General features: G+C 42.6%; 9 protein-coding genes. 8 read left to right on the top strand and 1 reads right to left on the bottom strand.

Going from position 1 to position 17,268, the window contains the following annotated elements:
* The first annotated feature begins 235 nt into the window (after positions 1-235).
* From P2W82_RS03370 to P2W82_RS03335, 8 genes are all read left to right on the top strand, one after another.
* Positions 236-871, top strand: a complete 636-nt coding sequence (locus P2W82_RS03370) for a hypothetical protein (RefSeq protein WP_336514424.1) — start codon at positions 236-238, stop codon at positions 869-871.
* Positions 872-896: 25 nt separating this feature from the next.
* The gene (locus tag P2W82_RS03365) at positions 897-1,196 is read left to right on the top strand and encodes a winged helix-turn-helix domain-containing protein (RefSeq protein WP_336514423.1); all 300 of its coding nucleotides are present in this window, start codon (positions 897-899) and stop codon (positions 1,194-1,196) included.
* A 44-nt stretch (positions 1,197-1,240) separates the two neighbouring features.
* On the top strand, positions 1,241-3,052 hold the full coding sequence (creD, locus tag P2W82_RS03360; protein WP_336514422.1) for a cell envelope integrity protein CreD: 1,812 nt from the start codon (positions 1,241-1,243) through the stop codon (positions 3,050-3,052).
* A 126-nt stretch (positions 3,053-3,178) separates the two neighbouring features.
* Positions 3,179-3,541 (top strand): diacylglycerol kinase family protein, encoded by a 363-nt coding sequence (locus P2W82_RS03355; protein ID WP_336514421.1) that lies wholly within the window; start codon positions 3,179-3,181, stop codon positions 3,539-3,541.
* On the top strand, positions 3,538-4,185 hold the full coding sequence (locus tag P2W82_RS03350; RefSeq protein WP_336514420.1) for a DUF1361 domain-containing protein: 648 nt from the start codon (positions 3,538-3,540) through the stop codon (positions 4,183-4,185). The genes P2W82_RS03355 and P2W82_RS03350 overlap by 4 nt, the downstream gene beginning before the upstream one ends.
* A gap of 406 nt (positions 4,186-4,591) precedes the next feature.
* Complete coding sequence (locus tag P2W82_RS03345; RefSeq protein WP_336514419.1) at positions 4,592-11,092, top strand: malectin domain-containing carbohydrate-binding protein; 6,501 nt, start codon at positions 4,592-4,594, stop codon at positions 11,090-11,092.
* A gap of 228 nt (positions 11,093-11,320) precedes the next feature.
* Positions 11,321-12,178: a sugar phosphate isomerase/epimerase family protein gene (locus tag P2W82_RS03340; RefSeq protein WP_336514418.1), complete on the top strand. Its 858-nt coding sequence runs from the start codon at positions 11,321-11,323 to the stop codon at positions 12,176-12,178.
* Between the two features lie 9 nt (positions 12,179-12,187).
* Positions 12,188-15,067, top strand: coding sequence for a PVC-type heme-binding CxxCH protein (locus P2W82_RS03335; RefSeq protein WP_336514417.1), 2,880 nt, complete (start codon positions 12,188-12,190; stop codon positions 15,065-15,067).
* A gap of 5 nt (positions 15,068-15,072) precedes the next feature.
* Here P2W82_RS03335 and P2W82_RS03330 read toward each other — a convergent pair whose 3' ends face one another.
* Complete coding sequence (locus P2W82_RS03330) at positions 15,073-17,250, bottom strand: FUSC family protein (protein ID WP_336514416.1); 2,178 nt, start codon at positions 17,248-17,250, stop codon at positions 15,073-15,075.
* Positions 17,251-17,268 lie beyond the last annotated feature (18 nt).

Here is a 17,268-nt window from a genome sequence, read left to right as displayed (position 1 = left end):
TAATATTCGTCAAAGGCTATTGCAGTTAAGTGCAGTAGCCTTTGACGTTAGATAAGCCTGTCATGTCTTTTGTAAAATAATAACCCTGCTGCGGTTGATCTGAAAAAGTATCGCCCGGTTTCAGAAATTCATGTTCCCTGGTTTTGCAAAATTTTTCAATTTGCTGATAAAAATACCGGCGATTATTTGCTAATCAGGATATCTTCCACTTACTTTGTACTTCAAAGTACTTTAAATGTCGACCACGCAACAAAATCTGGAAGCCCTCAGGGATATCCGGAAAATGATGGAAAGAAGCAGCCGTTTTATAAGTCTGAGCGGATGGAGTGGTATTGCTGCCGGCACCTGTGCACTGATTGGGGCGGGAGTAGCCTTACAGCGAATCAGGGACTTTTACAATAAAGAAATCCAGTCTCCTGATGCCTGCATGGAATGCCTGCAGAAGGATCTGATAACAATAGCTGCACTTGTTCTTATCGGGGCAACTGTTACTGCATTTTTTTTCACATTTTTAAGGAGCAAAAGAGAAGGCGTTCCTATCTGGGGTACCGCAGCAAGACGTCTGGTCTGGAATACATTGTTGCCAATGGCTGCCGGTGGTTTTATCATTCTCAAATTGCTCGATGTACAACAATATGAAATGATTGCAGGATCATCATTAATCATTTATGGTCTGGCGTTAGTAAATGGCAGTAAGTACACTCTTGGTGAAATACGTTTTCTTGGTTACGCAGAAATCCTTCTTGGTATTATATCTTTATGGCTTACTCCACAGAATGGAATTTATTTTTGGGCAGTTGGTTTTGGTGTGATGCACATTTTATACGGAGTAGCCATGTGGTGGAAATATGAAAGAAAAACAAACAGCTGACCAAACGGAATATAGATTTGTATCGATGAAGAATCCGATTGAAAATCTTAATAAAGTTTTTGACAGCAGGATACGCCTTGGAATTATGAGCGCCCTGATGGTGAATCCATCTGTTAACTTCAATGAACTAAAGGAAATTATCCAGGTTACAGATGGCAACCTCGCTAGTCACCTGAAAACACTCGAAGAAAACGCGTATGTCAAGGTGCAGAAAGGATTTATTGGTAGAAAAACAAACACATTATATTCCGTAACAAAATCGGGTGAAAAAGCATTTAAATCCCATCTTGATGCACTGGAACAAATGATCAAAAATATCGGGTAATATTTTTTTGCCATTACACTTTGAATTACAAAGTACTTTTAAATATGATAAACTGGAACCTTGTAGGCATTGTTGCACGGCTTTGGTTTCTGACCTGCCTGTTTTCATCCATACTATTTTCGATATCGTTGCAATTCATGCTCGATGGCGAATGGAGCATTGCTCTGCTGGTATTTCCCATGGTGTATATCGCATCATCACCAGTACTTCCAATATTATTGATTGCACTGTTTCTGATCAACAGGAAAGTTTCATACTCCCATCGAAAGCCATTTATCTTCCTGATATTATGCATGACAATCTGTTTTTTGTATGGCATCACTGCAGCTGTGCTGCTTAACTCATTGAGTTCGCAACACGAAGATGGTTTTCACTTTTTCAAGACCGCTCTTTTGTGCTGCGCGATACTTTGTTCAAGTGCAAGACTCGCAATATTTATTAATGCTACACTCATCGGAAATTTTTTCAACTCATTATCAGCTCCAATCAATTATTTACAAACATTACATATGGAAACATCACACCCGCAGGCACAACGACCTGCACCGCAAGAGCCTGTAAAGTCCAATCCCCTGATGAAAGCCATCATCACTGCATGTCTCATTGTTGTACTCATGATCCCGACTTTGCTGATCGACAACCTCGTTTCTGAAAGAGAAAAAAGAAATGAGACCGTGGTTACTGAAGTGAGCAATATGTGGGCCTCTTCACAAACCATTTCCGGGCCGTTTGTTTACGTTCCCTACAAAGCCTGGGTCACAAACGATCGTGGTGTTCGTGAAATTGAGGAAAGACATTTCTGGTTGATTCCCGAAGATCTCAGCATCAGTGGAAATGTGAAACATCTCATCAGGCAAAAATCGATTTACAAAGTGATGCTGTATAATGCCAGTCTGTTATCGCAGGGCCAGATCAAATTTCAACTACCGAAAGATGTTCCCGCTGAATTTGTCGATTGGGATGACACAAAAATCTGTTTTGGCCTGACAGACTTTAAAGGCATTGAAGAAAAAATTATTGCTGAAATCAACGGTAATTCTCTCGAATTTACACCGGGCCTGCCTTCCCACGATCTTGCGAAAACAGGCCTTTCTGCTCCGTTAGATCTGAAAAATCTGAGTAATGGAATCATCAGTTTTAAAATGCCCCTGAAAATAAAAGGCAGCGAACAATTACATTTTATCCCTCTTAGCGGGAACAGTTCGTTTGAACTCAGTTCCGACTGGAACAGTCCCTCATTTGATGGCAACAATTTACCAGCGGAAAGAACAATCACTGATAAAGGATTTACGGCGAGCTGGAAATTTAACAGAGCGAATCTTCCGTTCAATACCATACTAAGTTCAGTTGGCTTCGAACCCGAAAAACTAGCATTTGGTGTAACACTTCTTCAACCATCAGATCAGTATGTAAAGACAGATCGCTCAGTTAAGTATGCGATACTCGTTATCGGTCTTACGTTTGCCCTGTTTTTTATTGTTGAACTGTTGCAGAAAAGACCAATGCACCCTGTTCAATATATCCTGATCGGATTGGCCCTGGTGATTTTCTACACCTTACTTCTTTCATTCAGTGAGTTCATCGAATTCGATTCCGCTTATGGTGCCGCCGCCATTGCGACAATTACATTGATTACATGGTATTCGGCTATGCATTTCCGTAAACTGATGCCGTCAGTAATTCTATGTGCAGCCATGACGACACTCTATGGATTCATCTTTGTTCTCATCCGTTTGGAAGATACTGCATTACTGATCGGAAGTATCGGACTATTCATCATCCTGGCCGTTGCTATGTACTTCAGCAGAAAAGTGAACTGGTACAATAAGGAAACACTTTCAACCGCTGCTGCCTGATATTAAAAACCCATGAAGCACACGAAACAGCCTGCATGTCATTTGCAGGTTGTTTCTTAACCCAACTGCTGCATATCCTAACTTTAGTCAGTAAACCGACTTTACCCGGACAAGAAAAATAAATCTATGCAACGCAGTTATAACTTCTTTTATGCTTTCCGATATGCTTTTAACGGCCTGCTGCTATTCTTCAGAAAAGACACAAATGGAAAAATTGAATTGTTGTTGGCATTGGGTGTAATTGTCGCCGGATTTTTATTGAAAATATCCTCAATGGAATGGATAGTACTGTTGATTTGCATTTCCATTGTTCTTGCAACTGAAATGCTGAATACAGCAATTGAAAAACTCTGCGATCTTGTAGAACCGAATCTGCATCCTGTAATCAACCAGGTAAAAGATATTTCTGCAGCTGCTGTTCTTCTGGCTTCAGTGATCAGTGCAATCGTTGGTATCATTATTTTTTTACCTAAACTTTTTTCGATATGAAACAATCCAAATACAATGCACTTTTGCGGATGTTATCGGTGTCGGTGGTGTTTACATTTGTCATTCTGATTATCCGGATATTTTTTACCGGTAATCTGCATTACGCAAATTATTTCTGGAACATTTTCCTGGCTTCCATTCCGGTACTATTTGCATCTCTTTTATTGAAACGGAATTGGCATTTGCTCTTAAGCGCGTTTTTCTTTGTTTCCTGGCTCTTATTTCTCCCGAATGCTCCTTACCTTATCACCGACCTGATTCATTATGAGCCACGAAAGGATTTCCCGGGATGGGCAGATATTTTATTGGTAACATCTGCAAGCTGGAACGGATTGTTACTCGGATTTATATCGATTATGATGATTGAAGATTGGTTATCAATCTATTTCAAAAAAAATTTGCAGAATTTAATAGTCATAGTATGTCTTGCCCTTACAGGTTATGGCATATACCTTGGACGGTACCTCCGATACAACACCTGGGATATAATCACAAATCCGGTTCCATTATTTTATGATACGATGAGCACTATAATGGCACCTTTTCATCATCCGAGAGCCTGGGGGTTCACAATTCTGTTTGGCTCAATGTACGCAATCTTCTATTACACTTTAAGACAACTGTCAACCATGCGAAATCCGTGAATGCTTCTAATTAATTCATATTCAGGGATTAACTTGTATTGATGAAATAAGCACCCTGAATTTGGGATCAATTAATCAGGATGAAACGAAGTGGCGGATGTCTTTATAAATCAGGCATTCGTCAACGTTAATGTGGATAAATCCATTATTATTATTTTTTCGCACATTTAATTTCTCATACCACTTCCTACAATCATATTTTTTTTTAATTTTACCGAACCTGTCCAATCCACGCGAAACGCCCTACCTAAGTGCTCCTCTTTAGTTCGCAAATTTTCACCTGATTTCTGATTCTTGTTGGCTCCAATCCTAGTTCAGTGTCTACAAACTGGTGGCATCTGGATAAACCATTTTCCTAAAACTAGCTGTTACCATGATTAAATTATACCAATCCGTCAACTGTAGAATGAAAAAAATTTACCTGCTACTGGGAGTAATATTTTTATCTCTCACATCACTCCAGGCACAATACAATTTTACGCTCGCACAATTACAGGGAGCTAACAATCTTCAGAACCCGACTTCGCTGCAATTCGGCCCGGATGGCAAATTGTATGTGAGTATGGATGTGGGAAGAATAATGGTGTACTCTATCAGTAAAAATGGCAACAGTTATTCAGTAACAAATTCGCAAACCATCGATCTTGTTCTGGCGATTCAAAACCATAACGACGATGGGAGTAATAATAACAACCAGTCCGTCCGCCAGGTTACCGGTATACTTGTGGTAGGTACGGCCTCAAATCCTGTTATTTATGTTACATCAAGTGATCCGAGAGTTGGGGGCGGTGGTACTGCGGGAGATGTAAACCTGGATACCAATTCAGGAGTCATTTCAAGGCTGACCTGGAATGGAAGTTCCTGGGAGAAGGTCGATATAGTGCGTGGGTTACCGAGATCCGAAGAAAATCATTCTAACAACGGTTTACAGCTCGACGCTTCAACAAATACACTATATGTAGCTGTTGGTGGAAGTACCAATGCAGGAGGCCCTTCAAACAATTTCGCTTTTATTACTGAATATGCTCTTTCGGCTGCAATTCTCAAAATAGACCTGAACACTATTAACAGCCTCCCGGTAAGAGGTTCCGGCAATAGCAAATACATCTATGATCTTCCTACTCTGGACGACCCGACAAGGACAAACATTTCTAATCCAGATTATAATCCTTCTTTACCAGGTTCACCCCAAACCATTGATCAGGGTGATCCCTGGGGCGGCAATAACGGAAGAAACCAGGCCAGGCTGGTGGAAAATGGGCCTGTACAGATACACTCTCCAGGGTATCGCAATGCATATGATATCGTAATCACAAAAGCGCCTGGAAAGGAAGGAAGGATGTACACCATCGATAATGGCGCGAACCAGGGATGGGGAGGATATCCAAAAAATTTCAACTCATCAAATGTAACCAACGAATACCAGTCTTCTGAACCAGGCTCCAATGGGTCCACCAATGGATTCCCTGGTGTAAATAACCTGGATAATATGCACCTGGTGTCGAAGCCCGGAATGAGTCCGATTTATGGTGGCCATCCAACGCCGATTCGCGCTAATCCCGATGGTGCAGGTTTATACTACAGATCCGGATCTTCAGGTACATTTAGTCTTTCGCCAACTTCCGACTGGCCTCCGGTTCCTTCAAGCATGGCTGATCCGCGCGAAGGCAATTTTTATATGCCAGGCGTTGATGATGGTGCATTGACTACGTTTACTGCTTCCACTAACGGAATTACAGAATATCTCTCGCCAAATTATTTTAATGCCCAGTTGGTGGGTGACATTTTTACAGCTGATTTTAATGGTAACATCTGGCGGATGAAGATGAGCAATGATGGTACCTATATTGTGTCGAAAGAAGTATTTGCTTCCGGTTTTGGTTCGAATCCGCTGGATATCACCGCACAAACCGCTGGTCAGGTTTTCGATGGAAGTATATGGGTTGCTGATTACGGATCCCAGAAAATTTTCATTTTTACACCGGATGGAAGCAGCACGGGAAATTGTACCGGAAATACGACGAGCTGGTCGCTGGATGATGATAATGATGGATATAAAAATGCAGATGAAGCCGACAATGGAACCAACCCGTGTAATCCATTAAGCTTCCCTTCAGATTTCGACGGTGATTTTGTGTCAGATAAGAATGATACTGACGATGACAATGATGGTAAACCTGATATTGTTGATCCATTTCATCACGATGCAACAAACGGATTAAACACTCCGACGACAATACTGTATCCATTCCTTAACGGAAATCCCGGTACCGGCCTTTTTGGAATGGGACTAACCGGGTTGATGGTCAATAATAGTACAGATCCTGATGCGCTGTACAATCCAAATGATCCCGGGCTGATCATGGGGGGTGCAGTGGGTCTTGCCAGTTTCCCTGCCAATAACGGAAAGGCATCAACGAATCAGCAGATGTACGGATTTCAGTTCGGGTATGCTGTTTCTGCCAGCTCTCCACCATTCTCAGTTCAATCGAGCCTGATCGGGCCTTTCTTTAGTGGTCTCTCAGAAGGTTCCCTGAACGACAACCATCGTCATGGTATTTTTATCGGAACCGGTGACCAGGATAATTTTCTTGCGATTGCACTTTCAGGCGCTACGGGTGGCGGTACTCCGGGTATCCGGATATTTGGAGAAAATGCAGGTGGCACAACTTTCAACACTTTTTATTCCGTATCGGGAATTCTTTCTGCAAGTAATATATTCCTGTACCTGGATATAAACCCTGCGACGAAGGTAGTTACTGCCAGGTATAGCACGAATGTCAATCCAACCATTGTAACATTGGGAACATTTACTGTAACTGGCGCACTTGCAACAAAACTGCAGGGTCCTGATGCAATCGCGGTAGGTTTGATTGCCCATTCAGGCACAACAACAACTTTCCAGGCTCAGTATGATTTCATGAATATTGTTACTACCGCACCAGCGTTGGTCAATCCGGTTATCGACCAGGAAATCCTGTTGGGTACAGTTTCTAAAGTGATCAGCCTGGCAAATGTGTTTACCGATGACAATGGTGTTGCAAACCTTAGTTTCAGCGTCAGCGGAAATACAAATACAGCGCTTATACCGAGCGCAACTGTCAGTGGAACTAATCTGACATTGACCTTTGCTTCCAATGCACAGGGTACTGCAAAAATCAAAATAAAAGCCACAGACAACACCGGACAGTTTGCCGAGGATGAATTCAATGTGAATGTATCCGCAAATGTTCCTCCTGTGGCAAAAATAAACGCCGGTGGTCCGGCGCTCACCCAGGGAAGCTGGAGTGCTGATCAATATTTTAGTGGAGGTAACACATTTGGTACAAGCGATAATATTTCCAATACAGATAATCCAGCTTTATATCAGACGGAGCGATGGGGAAATATGTCTTGCAATATACCTGTGGCCAACGGAAGCTATACTGTAAAACTGCATTTTGCAGAGATATTCTTCACTACCACAGGAAAAAGGGTGTTCAATGTGAGCGCAGAAGGGCAACCGATGCTGACTAACTACGACATTGTAGCAGATGCGGGTGGTGGTTTTAAGGCAATCATTAAATCATTGACCAATATTAATGTCAGTGATGGAACACTTAATCTCGTGTTCACAGGCGTTGTCGATAATGCGAAAATCTCTGCTATTGAAGTGGTACCGCAAATAACGGCTAACACGCCTCCGGCTATCACGAATCCGATTCCTGATCAGCTGGTAGTGAAGAATACGGTAAATGTAGCGATGAGTTTGGCAAACACGTTTAGTGATAATAACGGTGTGGGTAACCTGATTTTTACAGTTACAGGAAATACAAATACTGGTCTCATCACAAATGCAGTTGTCAACGGCACAAACCTGACATTGACGATCGCTTCAAACCTTACTGGTTCATCGGATATAAAAGTAAGGGCTACTGACGCACAGGGATTGTTTATCGAAGATCAGTTCAGGATTACTGTAACGAACACGCCACCGGTGGCTACAAAACTCATCAATAGCGGCGGAACTGCAGTTACTTTTAGCGGGCAGACCTGGCAGGCAGACAACAGCTATTCCGGCGGAAGTACATTCTCCACCACCGAACCCATCGCCGGAACAACCAGCGATGCATTGTACCAGAGCGAACGTTTTGGCAACTTCAGCTACAGCATTCCTGTAGAAAATGGTGGCTATACAGTTAAGCTGCATTTCGCAGAGGTATTCTTCGAGGCATCCAATCTGCGTAAATTCAATGTCAATATTGAGAATGGCCAGGGCACACTTACCAACTATGACATCTTTGCAAAAGTCGGCAAGAATGTAGCGACTACAGAACAGTTCGTTGTAAACGTTTCTGATGGTGCAATAAATATTTCATTCACTTCAGTACTTGATAATGCAAAAGTTTCAGCCATAGAAATAATCAGCACCACTCCGGCAAATACTGCTCCGGATCTTACAACACCAATACCCGACCAGGTGGTGACTGGGGGAACCGCTTCCAAAGTCATCAGTCTTGCAAACGTTTTTACTGATGATGCTGGCGCTGCTAACATGACACTTTCTGTAAGCGGAAATTCGAATACGGCCCTGGTCACTGGTGCCGTAATCAATGGTACGAACCTGACATTAACTTTCGGAAACGGTGTGAATGGCATTTCTACTATTAAAGTGAAAGCAACTGATGCAGGTGGATTGTTTGTTGAAGATGAGTTTGTGGTAACTGTTACTGCAGTCAATACTGCTCCGGTTGTCAGTGTCCCGATTCCGGATCAGCAGCTTATCAGCGGTACAACGAACAAAGTGATCAGTCTCTCAAATACTTTCACTGATAACGGCGGACCGGCCAATATAACGTTGTCGGTTACCGGAAATACCAATGCAGCTTTAGTGACAGCGGCGACGATCAGTGGTACCAACCTTACAATTTCCACTGGCGCTGGTAAAACCGGTACTGCAACCATTAAAGTAAAAGCTACAGATTCCCAGGGTCTTTTCGTTGAAGACAACTTTGTGGTAACAGTAGCAGCGAATACAAAGCCAGTGATTGTATCGCCTTATCCGGATGTAGTTTTTGGTTTAGGGCAACAGACATCCGCAGTGATTAACCTGGCTAACGTGTTCGACGATGATGGTGGAAAAGGCAATCTGGTATTATCAGTTCCGGCTTATACAAATCCTGCGATGATTCCGACTGCCCAGATCACCGGAACGAGTCTGACCATCACGTTCGCTGCAGGAGTATCAGGTGCATCTACATTCAGAATTCGTGCGACGGATGCGCAAGGTGCAATGGTCGAAGATGTATTTATCCTGAGAGTGTTGACAGGCCCGCCGACGGTTGCCAATCCCATACCTGATCAGACGGTAACGCAAGGCACAACTTCTAAAGTGATAAGTATTGCAAACACATTTGCAGATAACGGCGGTGTGGCCAACCTCACATATACGATCGCAGGTAATACAAATACGGCGATGATCCCGACAGTCACTATCAGCGGAACAAATCTTACACTCAATTTTGCCGCAGGCCAAACAGGTGTAGCTAATGTGAAAGTGAAAGCAACTGATCTCGCCGGGCTATCAGTAACTGATGAATTTAAAGTTACGATCAGCGCTCCTTTGGTTCCACCAGTAGTTACTACGCCAATTCCGGATCAGTCTGTAAACATGAATACACCTTCACTGGTTCTTGGTTTACCAGCTAACTTCAGTGATGACGGGGGAGTCGCAAATCTCACATTCAGTGTGAGTGGAAACACAAACACTGCGCTGGTAACATCTGCATCATTCAGTGGCACCAATCTGACGCTGACTTTTGCTGCAAACCTTACTGGTACAGCGAATGTGAAAGTAAAGGTGACCGATGCGCAGGGACTTTTTGTTGAAGATGAATTTAAAGTTACGGTCGTAAGTATACCTGTTGTCAACCCGACACTTATTAATGCAGGCGGACCTGCTGTAACATTCAGTGGACAAACATGGTCGGCAGACAAAAACTTTAATGGTGGTTTGCTTTACAGTTATGCCAACGCCATCGCAGGAACAACAAACGATGCAATTTATCAGACCGAGCGCTTCGGTAATTTCAACTACGCTGTACCTGTTACAAATGGCAGTTATACAGTCAAGTTGCACTTTGCTGAATGTTTCTTCTCTGTTGCGAATGCCCGTAAGTTTAATGTCAACATTGAAAACGGCCAGGGTGCATTGACTAATTATGACATCTATGCACAGGCCGGCGCCAGCACTGCAAAAGTTGAAACCTTCAGCACAATAAATGTTACTGACGGCACATTGAACATCACATTCACCAGTGTGATAGACAATGCCAAAGTATGTGCTATCGAGATTATACCGAATAATAACACCCGGGTAGCAGAACTGAACGCTTCGTTCCAGGCAAATCCTGCAGCCGACCAGGTATTATTGAGCTGGATCATGCCGGATCAGCAAACGGATATTCTAACGATCGAGAAATCAAGAGATGGGGTCCAATTCGAAGTATTTGAAACATTACAGACTTCTCCGAGAAAAACTGTGAATTCAGGAGCTATTACAGATATTCTGCCATATCAGGGAGTATCATATTACAGGTTAAAATCATTAGGTAAAGATGGCGTCACGAGGTATTCATTAACCAGGTCCGTCGTGTTCAACATGAAAGCATTAGGCTTCATGTTGTATCCAAATCCAAATACAACCGGATTGGTCTTTATGGAGATCCCGGCGGTAACTGGAAAAGAAAACCTGAATATCAGGTTGCTCACTATACAGGGAGCTGAAGTATACCGCCAACTTAAAGCAGATCGCAGCAGTAATCTGTTATTGAGAATGCAATTGCCGGGATCAATAACTCCAGGTACTTATATTCTTGAAGTGGATCAGAATGGCAAAAAATATCACTCGAGGTTAATCATTAATTAATGGGTCTGTTCAACCAGGTCAAAGGCTGCCTATACCGGCAGCCTTTTTTGCTGTTTAAAGTTTAATGTGAATAGTTCAAAGTTTAGTACTGGCCGAACCATCAACTTTAAACGATACACTATTATAAACTATGAACTATAAACCTTTTTACACTTTCAACTTTCGACTTTCAACCTTCAACTTCCATCTTTTTTCCTAAATTGATGTCTGTCGAAATCGTTTGCTATAATGAACAGAAGAAAATTTATCAGAACTGCCGCCATGGCTCCGGCAGCATTTACCATTCCCCTATGGCTTAATGCAATGGGTTCTGCTCAGAAATTTAAGATCGGCGCCTGTGACTGGTCTCTTGGGAAAAACAGCAATATTGAATCCTTTGCTTTAGCAAAACAGATTGGCCTGGATGGCTTGATGATCAATATGGGTTCAGCCTCCAACAACCTGCATTTAAGAAAACCCGAAGTACAGAAACAGTTTCGCGAAAAATCCAAAGAAACAGGCGTTAAGATATCAAGTCTCGCTATTGGAGAACTTAACCAGGTTCCGTATAAGTCCGATCCTATAACAGAGGAATGGGTGTGGGACAGTGTACTTACTGCAAAAAACCTGCAGGCCCCCGTTGTATTACTTGCTTTCTTCAGTAAAAATGATTTGAGGAACGATCCTTCCGGAAAAGCTGAAGTGATACGGCGTTTGAAGAGAGTTGCTCCGCATGCCGAAAAACATGGTATCACCCTAGGCTTGGAAACCTATTTGAATGCGGCTGAGCATATGGAGATCATTGACCGCGTTGGTTCAAAAGCAATCAAAGTATATTTTGATTTCAGAAATACCGAGGATGCCGGTTATGATCCTGTGATCGAATTCAAAAAATTGGGCAGGGATCAGGTTTGCGAATTGCATATGAAAGAAAACGGTTTGCTTTTGAGTGAAGGTACTGTTGACTGGAAACGTGTTGCCGATTCCATCGGCGAGATGAATTATTCAGGCGATGGCTGGATGCAGATCGAATGGGCAAAACCGGACAAAGCCGACCTCATTGAATCTTATAAACATAATCTCGCGTTCCTTAGGAATTTTTATTAATCAAAACCGATGTCATCATCTTCGTTGCGTATACCAGCTGTTGCTTACTTGCTGTCTTTCATTTTTATTTTTAGCTGTACGCAAAAGGGAAAAGATCATAATCAGACCGGGCTTGTCCTTCCGGATGATCTTGAAGCAACTTTATGGGCCGAAACTCCACTGCTTTATAATCCTACCAATATCGATGTTGACGGTAGGGGACGGGTATGGGTAACCGAAGCTGTCAATTACCGGAATTTTAAAAATGATAGTCTTCACCACCTGCATCGAAACGGTGGTGATCGGGTAGTGATACTTGAAGATACTGATGGCGATGGGCACGCCGATACATCAAAAGTTTTTGTACAGGATAGCGACCTCGTAGCCCCTGTTGGTTTAGCCGTAATTGGAAATAAAGTTTATGTTTCCTGCTCCCCGAACCTTATTGTATATACTGATACTAACGGTGACGACAAACCGGACAGCAAAGAAATTTTTCTCACTGGCTTCGGTGGATTTGATCACGATCACTCACTACATGCGGTATATGGCGGAGCGAACGGAGCTCTTTATTTCAATACAGGTAATGCAGGACCACATATCGTAAAAGATAAATCCGGTTTTACACTGCGTTCAGGTAGCATGTACACTGGTGGCACTCCGTATAACAAAAAGAACGAAGCAATGATTAGTGATGATGGAAGCAAATGGGTGGGAGGGCTCGCGCTGCAGATTCAACCTGATGGTACAAAGCTTAAAGTGCTCGGGCATAATTTCCGGAACGCCTATGAAGTATTTCCGGATAGTTATGGAAATCTATGGCAAAATGATAACGACGACCAGGTATTAACCTGTCGTTTTTCGTGGATTCCGGAATCTGGTAATGCCGGATATTTCAGCACTGACGGTAGCCGATCATGGCAGGCCGACCAACGGCCTGGCCAGGATATGTTTACTGCGCACTGGCACCAGGATGACCCGGGAATAATGCCTGCAGGATTCAATACCGGCGCAGGTTCCCCGACTGGCGTACTGCGGATTGAAAATTCAGAATTGGGAGAAAAGTACAGGGGAATGTTGCTCAGCGTAGATGCAGGAAGAAACGTGGTATTCGGATTTAATGCAGCAATAAATGGATCAGGATTAATGCCGGTGAATAAACAAAATCTGGTGACGTCTTTACCAGCAGATAATGAACTGTATGTATGGGACGATAGTTCCGCCAATAGTAATAAAACCAATTGGTTCAGGCCCAGTGATGCCGCTCTTGGAACAGACGGAGCTTTATTTATTGCCGACTGGTACGATCCGGTAGTAGGAGGTCACCAGATGAATGATAGCCTCGGATATGGTCGCATTTATCGCATCACACCCAAAAACAAAAAACTTACTTCACCACAGATCAACCTTGAAACTGTTGACGGACAGGTAAAGGCACTGGCAAACCCGGCTATACATGTGCGTTATCTCGCAGCGGCAAGGCTACGTAACGAAGGAGACAAAGCGAATAAACAACTCAGCACATTGGTAAATGGTAATGACCCTTTTCTCGCCGCAAGGGCGATATGGATTCTTGCCGCAGGAAGTGATGATGCAAAAAAGATGGTACATCTGTCATTACAAAATAAAGATCCAATGCTTCGTGCAACTGCGCTTCGTGCATTGAGATATTACGGAGTTGATATAAAGCCCATGGTGACTCAACTTCAGCATGACAGTTCCGCCTTTGTTCGCAGAGAGTTGATTGTTGCAATAAAAGATTCGGGGTTATCAGTAAAAAGAGAATTGCTGGTACCATTAATCAAATCATATAAAACCGGTGATCGCTGGTACCTTGATGCGCTTGGCCAGGCGATGGATGACAATTCCTCCTGGTGGTATGATACTTTACAACAGGTGTATTCAGTATCAGAACGGAATCAATGGCCGCAAGAGATGTCAGACTTAGCCTGGAGATTGCATAGCAGTAATGCATCAGACGATATTGCAAAGAGAGCTTTGGATTCAACATTGCCGGTGGATAAGCGCCAGCAGATGCTTACTGCACTGGCGTTCATTCCAACGAAAGAGTCGGTGGATTATATGTTGCAACTATCCAAAAGCCCAGATTCAACGATTGCAGCTGATGCGTTGTATTGGCTATCATTCAGGCAGGGCAATGAATGGCTTGCACTTACTGACTGGTCGAAAATTCCCCTCAATACCGCAGCAGAGAGAAAAAAAGCGATACTTAAAGTGAAACAGCAGATCATGATGGACGAACGTCAGTCGGATTATGAGAGAAGGGCGGGAGTACGTTCACTGGCACTTGATTCGGTAGGTGGAAAACAATTAATTGCGATGGTTGCCGGCGAAACGCTGCCGGCTAAGCTTTCAAAATTTGTACAGGAATTTATTTTTTATAATCCTGATGCTGCAGTTCGGATTCAGGCAGGGCGATATTTCACGCGTCCGGGCCAGGTGAAGAGTTATAATATCGATAGTATTCTTATGCAGCAACCTGATGCAGCAAAAGGCAAACTTTTGTTTCAGCAAAACTGTACAGTATGCCATAAGGCAGGTGATATAGGAAACAGCATTGCACCGGATCTTACGAAGATCAGTAAAAAGATGGATCCTCCCACCTTGCTTGATGCAATTGTCAACCCGAACGGTGCGATTGTTTTCGGTTATGAACCATGGCTGGCAAATACAAAGGATGGTCAGTCAATCTACGGTTTCCTGGTTTCTCAGGATTCAAATTTTGTTGTGATAAAAGATATTTCCGGCGAACAACATCGGTTAAAAACCACTTCGATAACTTCATTAAAAAAACAGGATAAAGGATTGATGCCTGATCCGGGTTCAATGGGTTTAACCAATAAAGATCTGGCTGATATTACCGGATATCTGAAATCAATGGCCAATTAAAAAAATCAACTCAATAAATCCCTCGTAAGTTTTTCGATATACTTGCTGATCCTTACGATATATCGGTATTGCATTTCATGGTTATCAGACACGGGCTCAATGCCGGTAATTATTTTCTGTTCTTTCATTTTTTTACCCGGGATGGTACCTTCGATAATAGTGCCGGCATTTTTTTGCATGAGGTCTTCATCAATCAGCCGCGACGCTGTCAGAAGATGATGCTTTGCTTCCCTGAGCAAAGTTTCTTTATGATGCACGTTTTCAGCCACTGTATTCTTCAATAACCGGGTAATCAGCATATTCGTATGGGCAAAAAGCAGGTTGTGAGCAGTTATACAACGATATACTATAATCAGTTTTTCCTGTCTGCTGTTAGAAGCATATTGTAGTCGCTGAAATGCATCGTTTAAGGAATCCAATGCCTTTGATGTTTCTTTTTTTAGAATTTCGTAGTTGTTATCGATAATGATTCTTTGTTCGTCGGAAAAACTTATCGCACCTATATATTTTCTGTTTGCATCAATGACACTTTTAAGAATCATCTTTGTGCGACCTCGTTCACCAATCAGTGGAATTGAAAGAACAGCAATAAAAGCAATTGATGAGCCAGTTAAGGTGTCAACAATTCTGTCGATTGCAATTGTACTGAGATCGCCGGGATTTAACAGGTGAAGTCCGATTACAATGTATACCGTAATAAAAAATGAACTGAAAAAATAGCGGATCCGCATCAGGCTGTATGCAGCCGTCATGCAGAGAATGATTATTGCAATAAGTGCTATGCTATTCTTTAATACTATCAGGATGGCAATAGCAACAACAGCTCCCGTCAACGTTCCCGTTAGTCTCTGTAAATTTCTACCTTTTGATAAATGGTATGTCGGCTTAAGTATGGCCAGTACCGTGATCAGGATCCAATAGCTGCGATCTGAAGGAAAGTAAAGTGACACTATGTATCCTAAAAGCACCGCCAGTACCAATCTTAATGCATGTCTGAAATAATCAGAACTAAAATTGAGATTTTCAAGAAATAGTTGAACTGCCGGCTTCTGATCGACAATTGACTCGTGATAATCGTCGTTAAGTTTCCCTTTCAATTCACGCATAACTTCAGGATCTTCGTAATCAGGTCTAACAGCCACATAATTATGTACATTGATGCTATCGTTCAAGCCGAGTTTGCTTTGATCTGGATTTTCATATGAACTTATATAGGATTTTATCGGGTCAATCTGATTGTAGTATTGTTCAAGTTTTTCCAGCCGGGCCGTTATCTCAGCCATAGATCCGGCATCTTTTCTTCCCTGGATTTCGATACCGATTTGATACATCTCATCGGCCATTAATAAAAATGTGTCCCTGAACTTTTTTCTGGCTTCTGGCGAATAACCTTCGTATAATATCCTGTACTCCCGTTGCGCAGCAACAATTTTTGCGAACAATCGCTTTGTTTCCACGAAACCAACAAGCGCAATTTTAGCTTTATCATTAACCGCGTGAACAGAGTTAAATTTTCTGTACAATAACTCCCGCGAAAGAATTTGTTTAGTATAGATCTGCGACTGATTATTGAAGAGCATCTTATACATCTTCGGATCATTCAGTTCTGCATTATAAAAATTCGCGTTTAGCTTAAGGTAGGCCGCCATTGAACTGATATAATCACCTGTCGATTGATGCATCAAACGGAATGGATTGGTGCTGTACAGGAAAATACTCCAAAGGAAATACCAGCACCCACCCAGCAAACCCATGGTAGCATTGATCAGTGACTGTTCCGCACCCGCGTGGTGACCCAGCGCAATCACCATAACGAACATCACCACCAGGCCGATAGTACCTGCCCGTGCGCTGTATATTCCCCACATAGCAAAAAAGAATGTGAAAACCAGCAATTCGATAGCCAATAACCAGGGAACAACCTGGCTGATGCCAACCAGGGTTGTAAAAATGAAGGTCAGCACAATGGTTAGAAGTACTCCTGCTCTTCGTTGATCTGAAGGGCCTGGAATATCAGAAAGGCTTGTGAATAATGCACCAATGGCAAATGCAATTCCGGTTGTTATCAGTCCAAATGAAGAAAAAATCAGGATAGGAATGATCGTTGCGGATGCAATCCGCAAACCTTCTGCAAAATAATAACTGCTCGTGAAATGATAGTATCGGTCAAAATACCCTTTCAATCATTTTGATTTGGTTGA

The sequence above is a fragment of the Pollutibacter soli genome (assembly GCA_029269725.1).
GTDB lineage: Bacteria > Bacteroidota > Bacteroidia > Chitinophagales > Chitinophagaceae > Pollutibacter > Pollutibacter soli.
This window is presented reverse-complemented; position numbering and strand designations above follow the sequence as displayed.

Bases quoted from the DNA above. Each gene is read 5' to 3' on its own strand.
- P2W82_RS03350 (WP_336514420.1), top strand. From the start codon at position 3,538: ATGAAACAATCCAAATACAATGCACTTTTGCGGATGTTATCGGTGTCG.
- P2W82_RS03370 (WP_336514424.1), top strand. From the start codon at position 236: ATGTCGACCACGCAACAAAATCTGGAAGCCCTCAGGGATATCCGGAAA.
- creD (WP_336514422.1), top strand. From the start codon at position 1,241: ATGATAAACTGGAACCTTGTAGGCATTGTTGCACGGCTTTGGTTTCTG.
- P2W82_RS03335 (WP_336514417.1), top strand. From the start codon at position 12,188: ATGTCATCATCTTCGTTGCGTATACCAGCTGTTGCTTACTTGCTGTCT.
- P2W82_RS03340 (WP_336514418.1), top strand. From the start codon at position 11,321: ATGAACAGAAGAAAATTTATCAGAACTGCCGCCATGGCTCCGGCAGCA.
- P2W82_RS03345 (WP_336514419.1), top strand. From the start codon at position 4,592: ATGAAAAAAATTTACCTGCTACTGGGAGTAATATTTTTATCTCTCACA.
- P2W82_RS03355 (WP_336514421.1), top strand. From the start codon at position 3,179: ATGCAACGCAGTTATAACTTCTTTTATGCTTTCCGATATGCTTTTAAC.
- P2W82_RS03365 (WP_336514423.1), top strand. From the start codon at position 897: ATGAAGAATCCGATTGAAAATCTTAATAAAGTTTTTGACAGCAGGATA.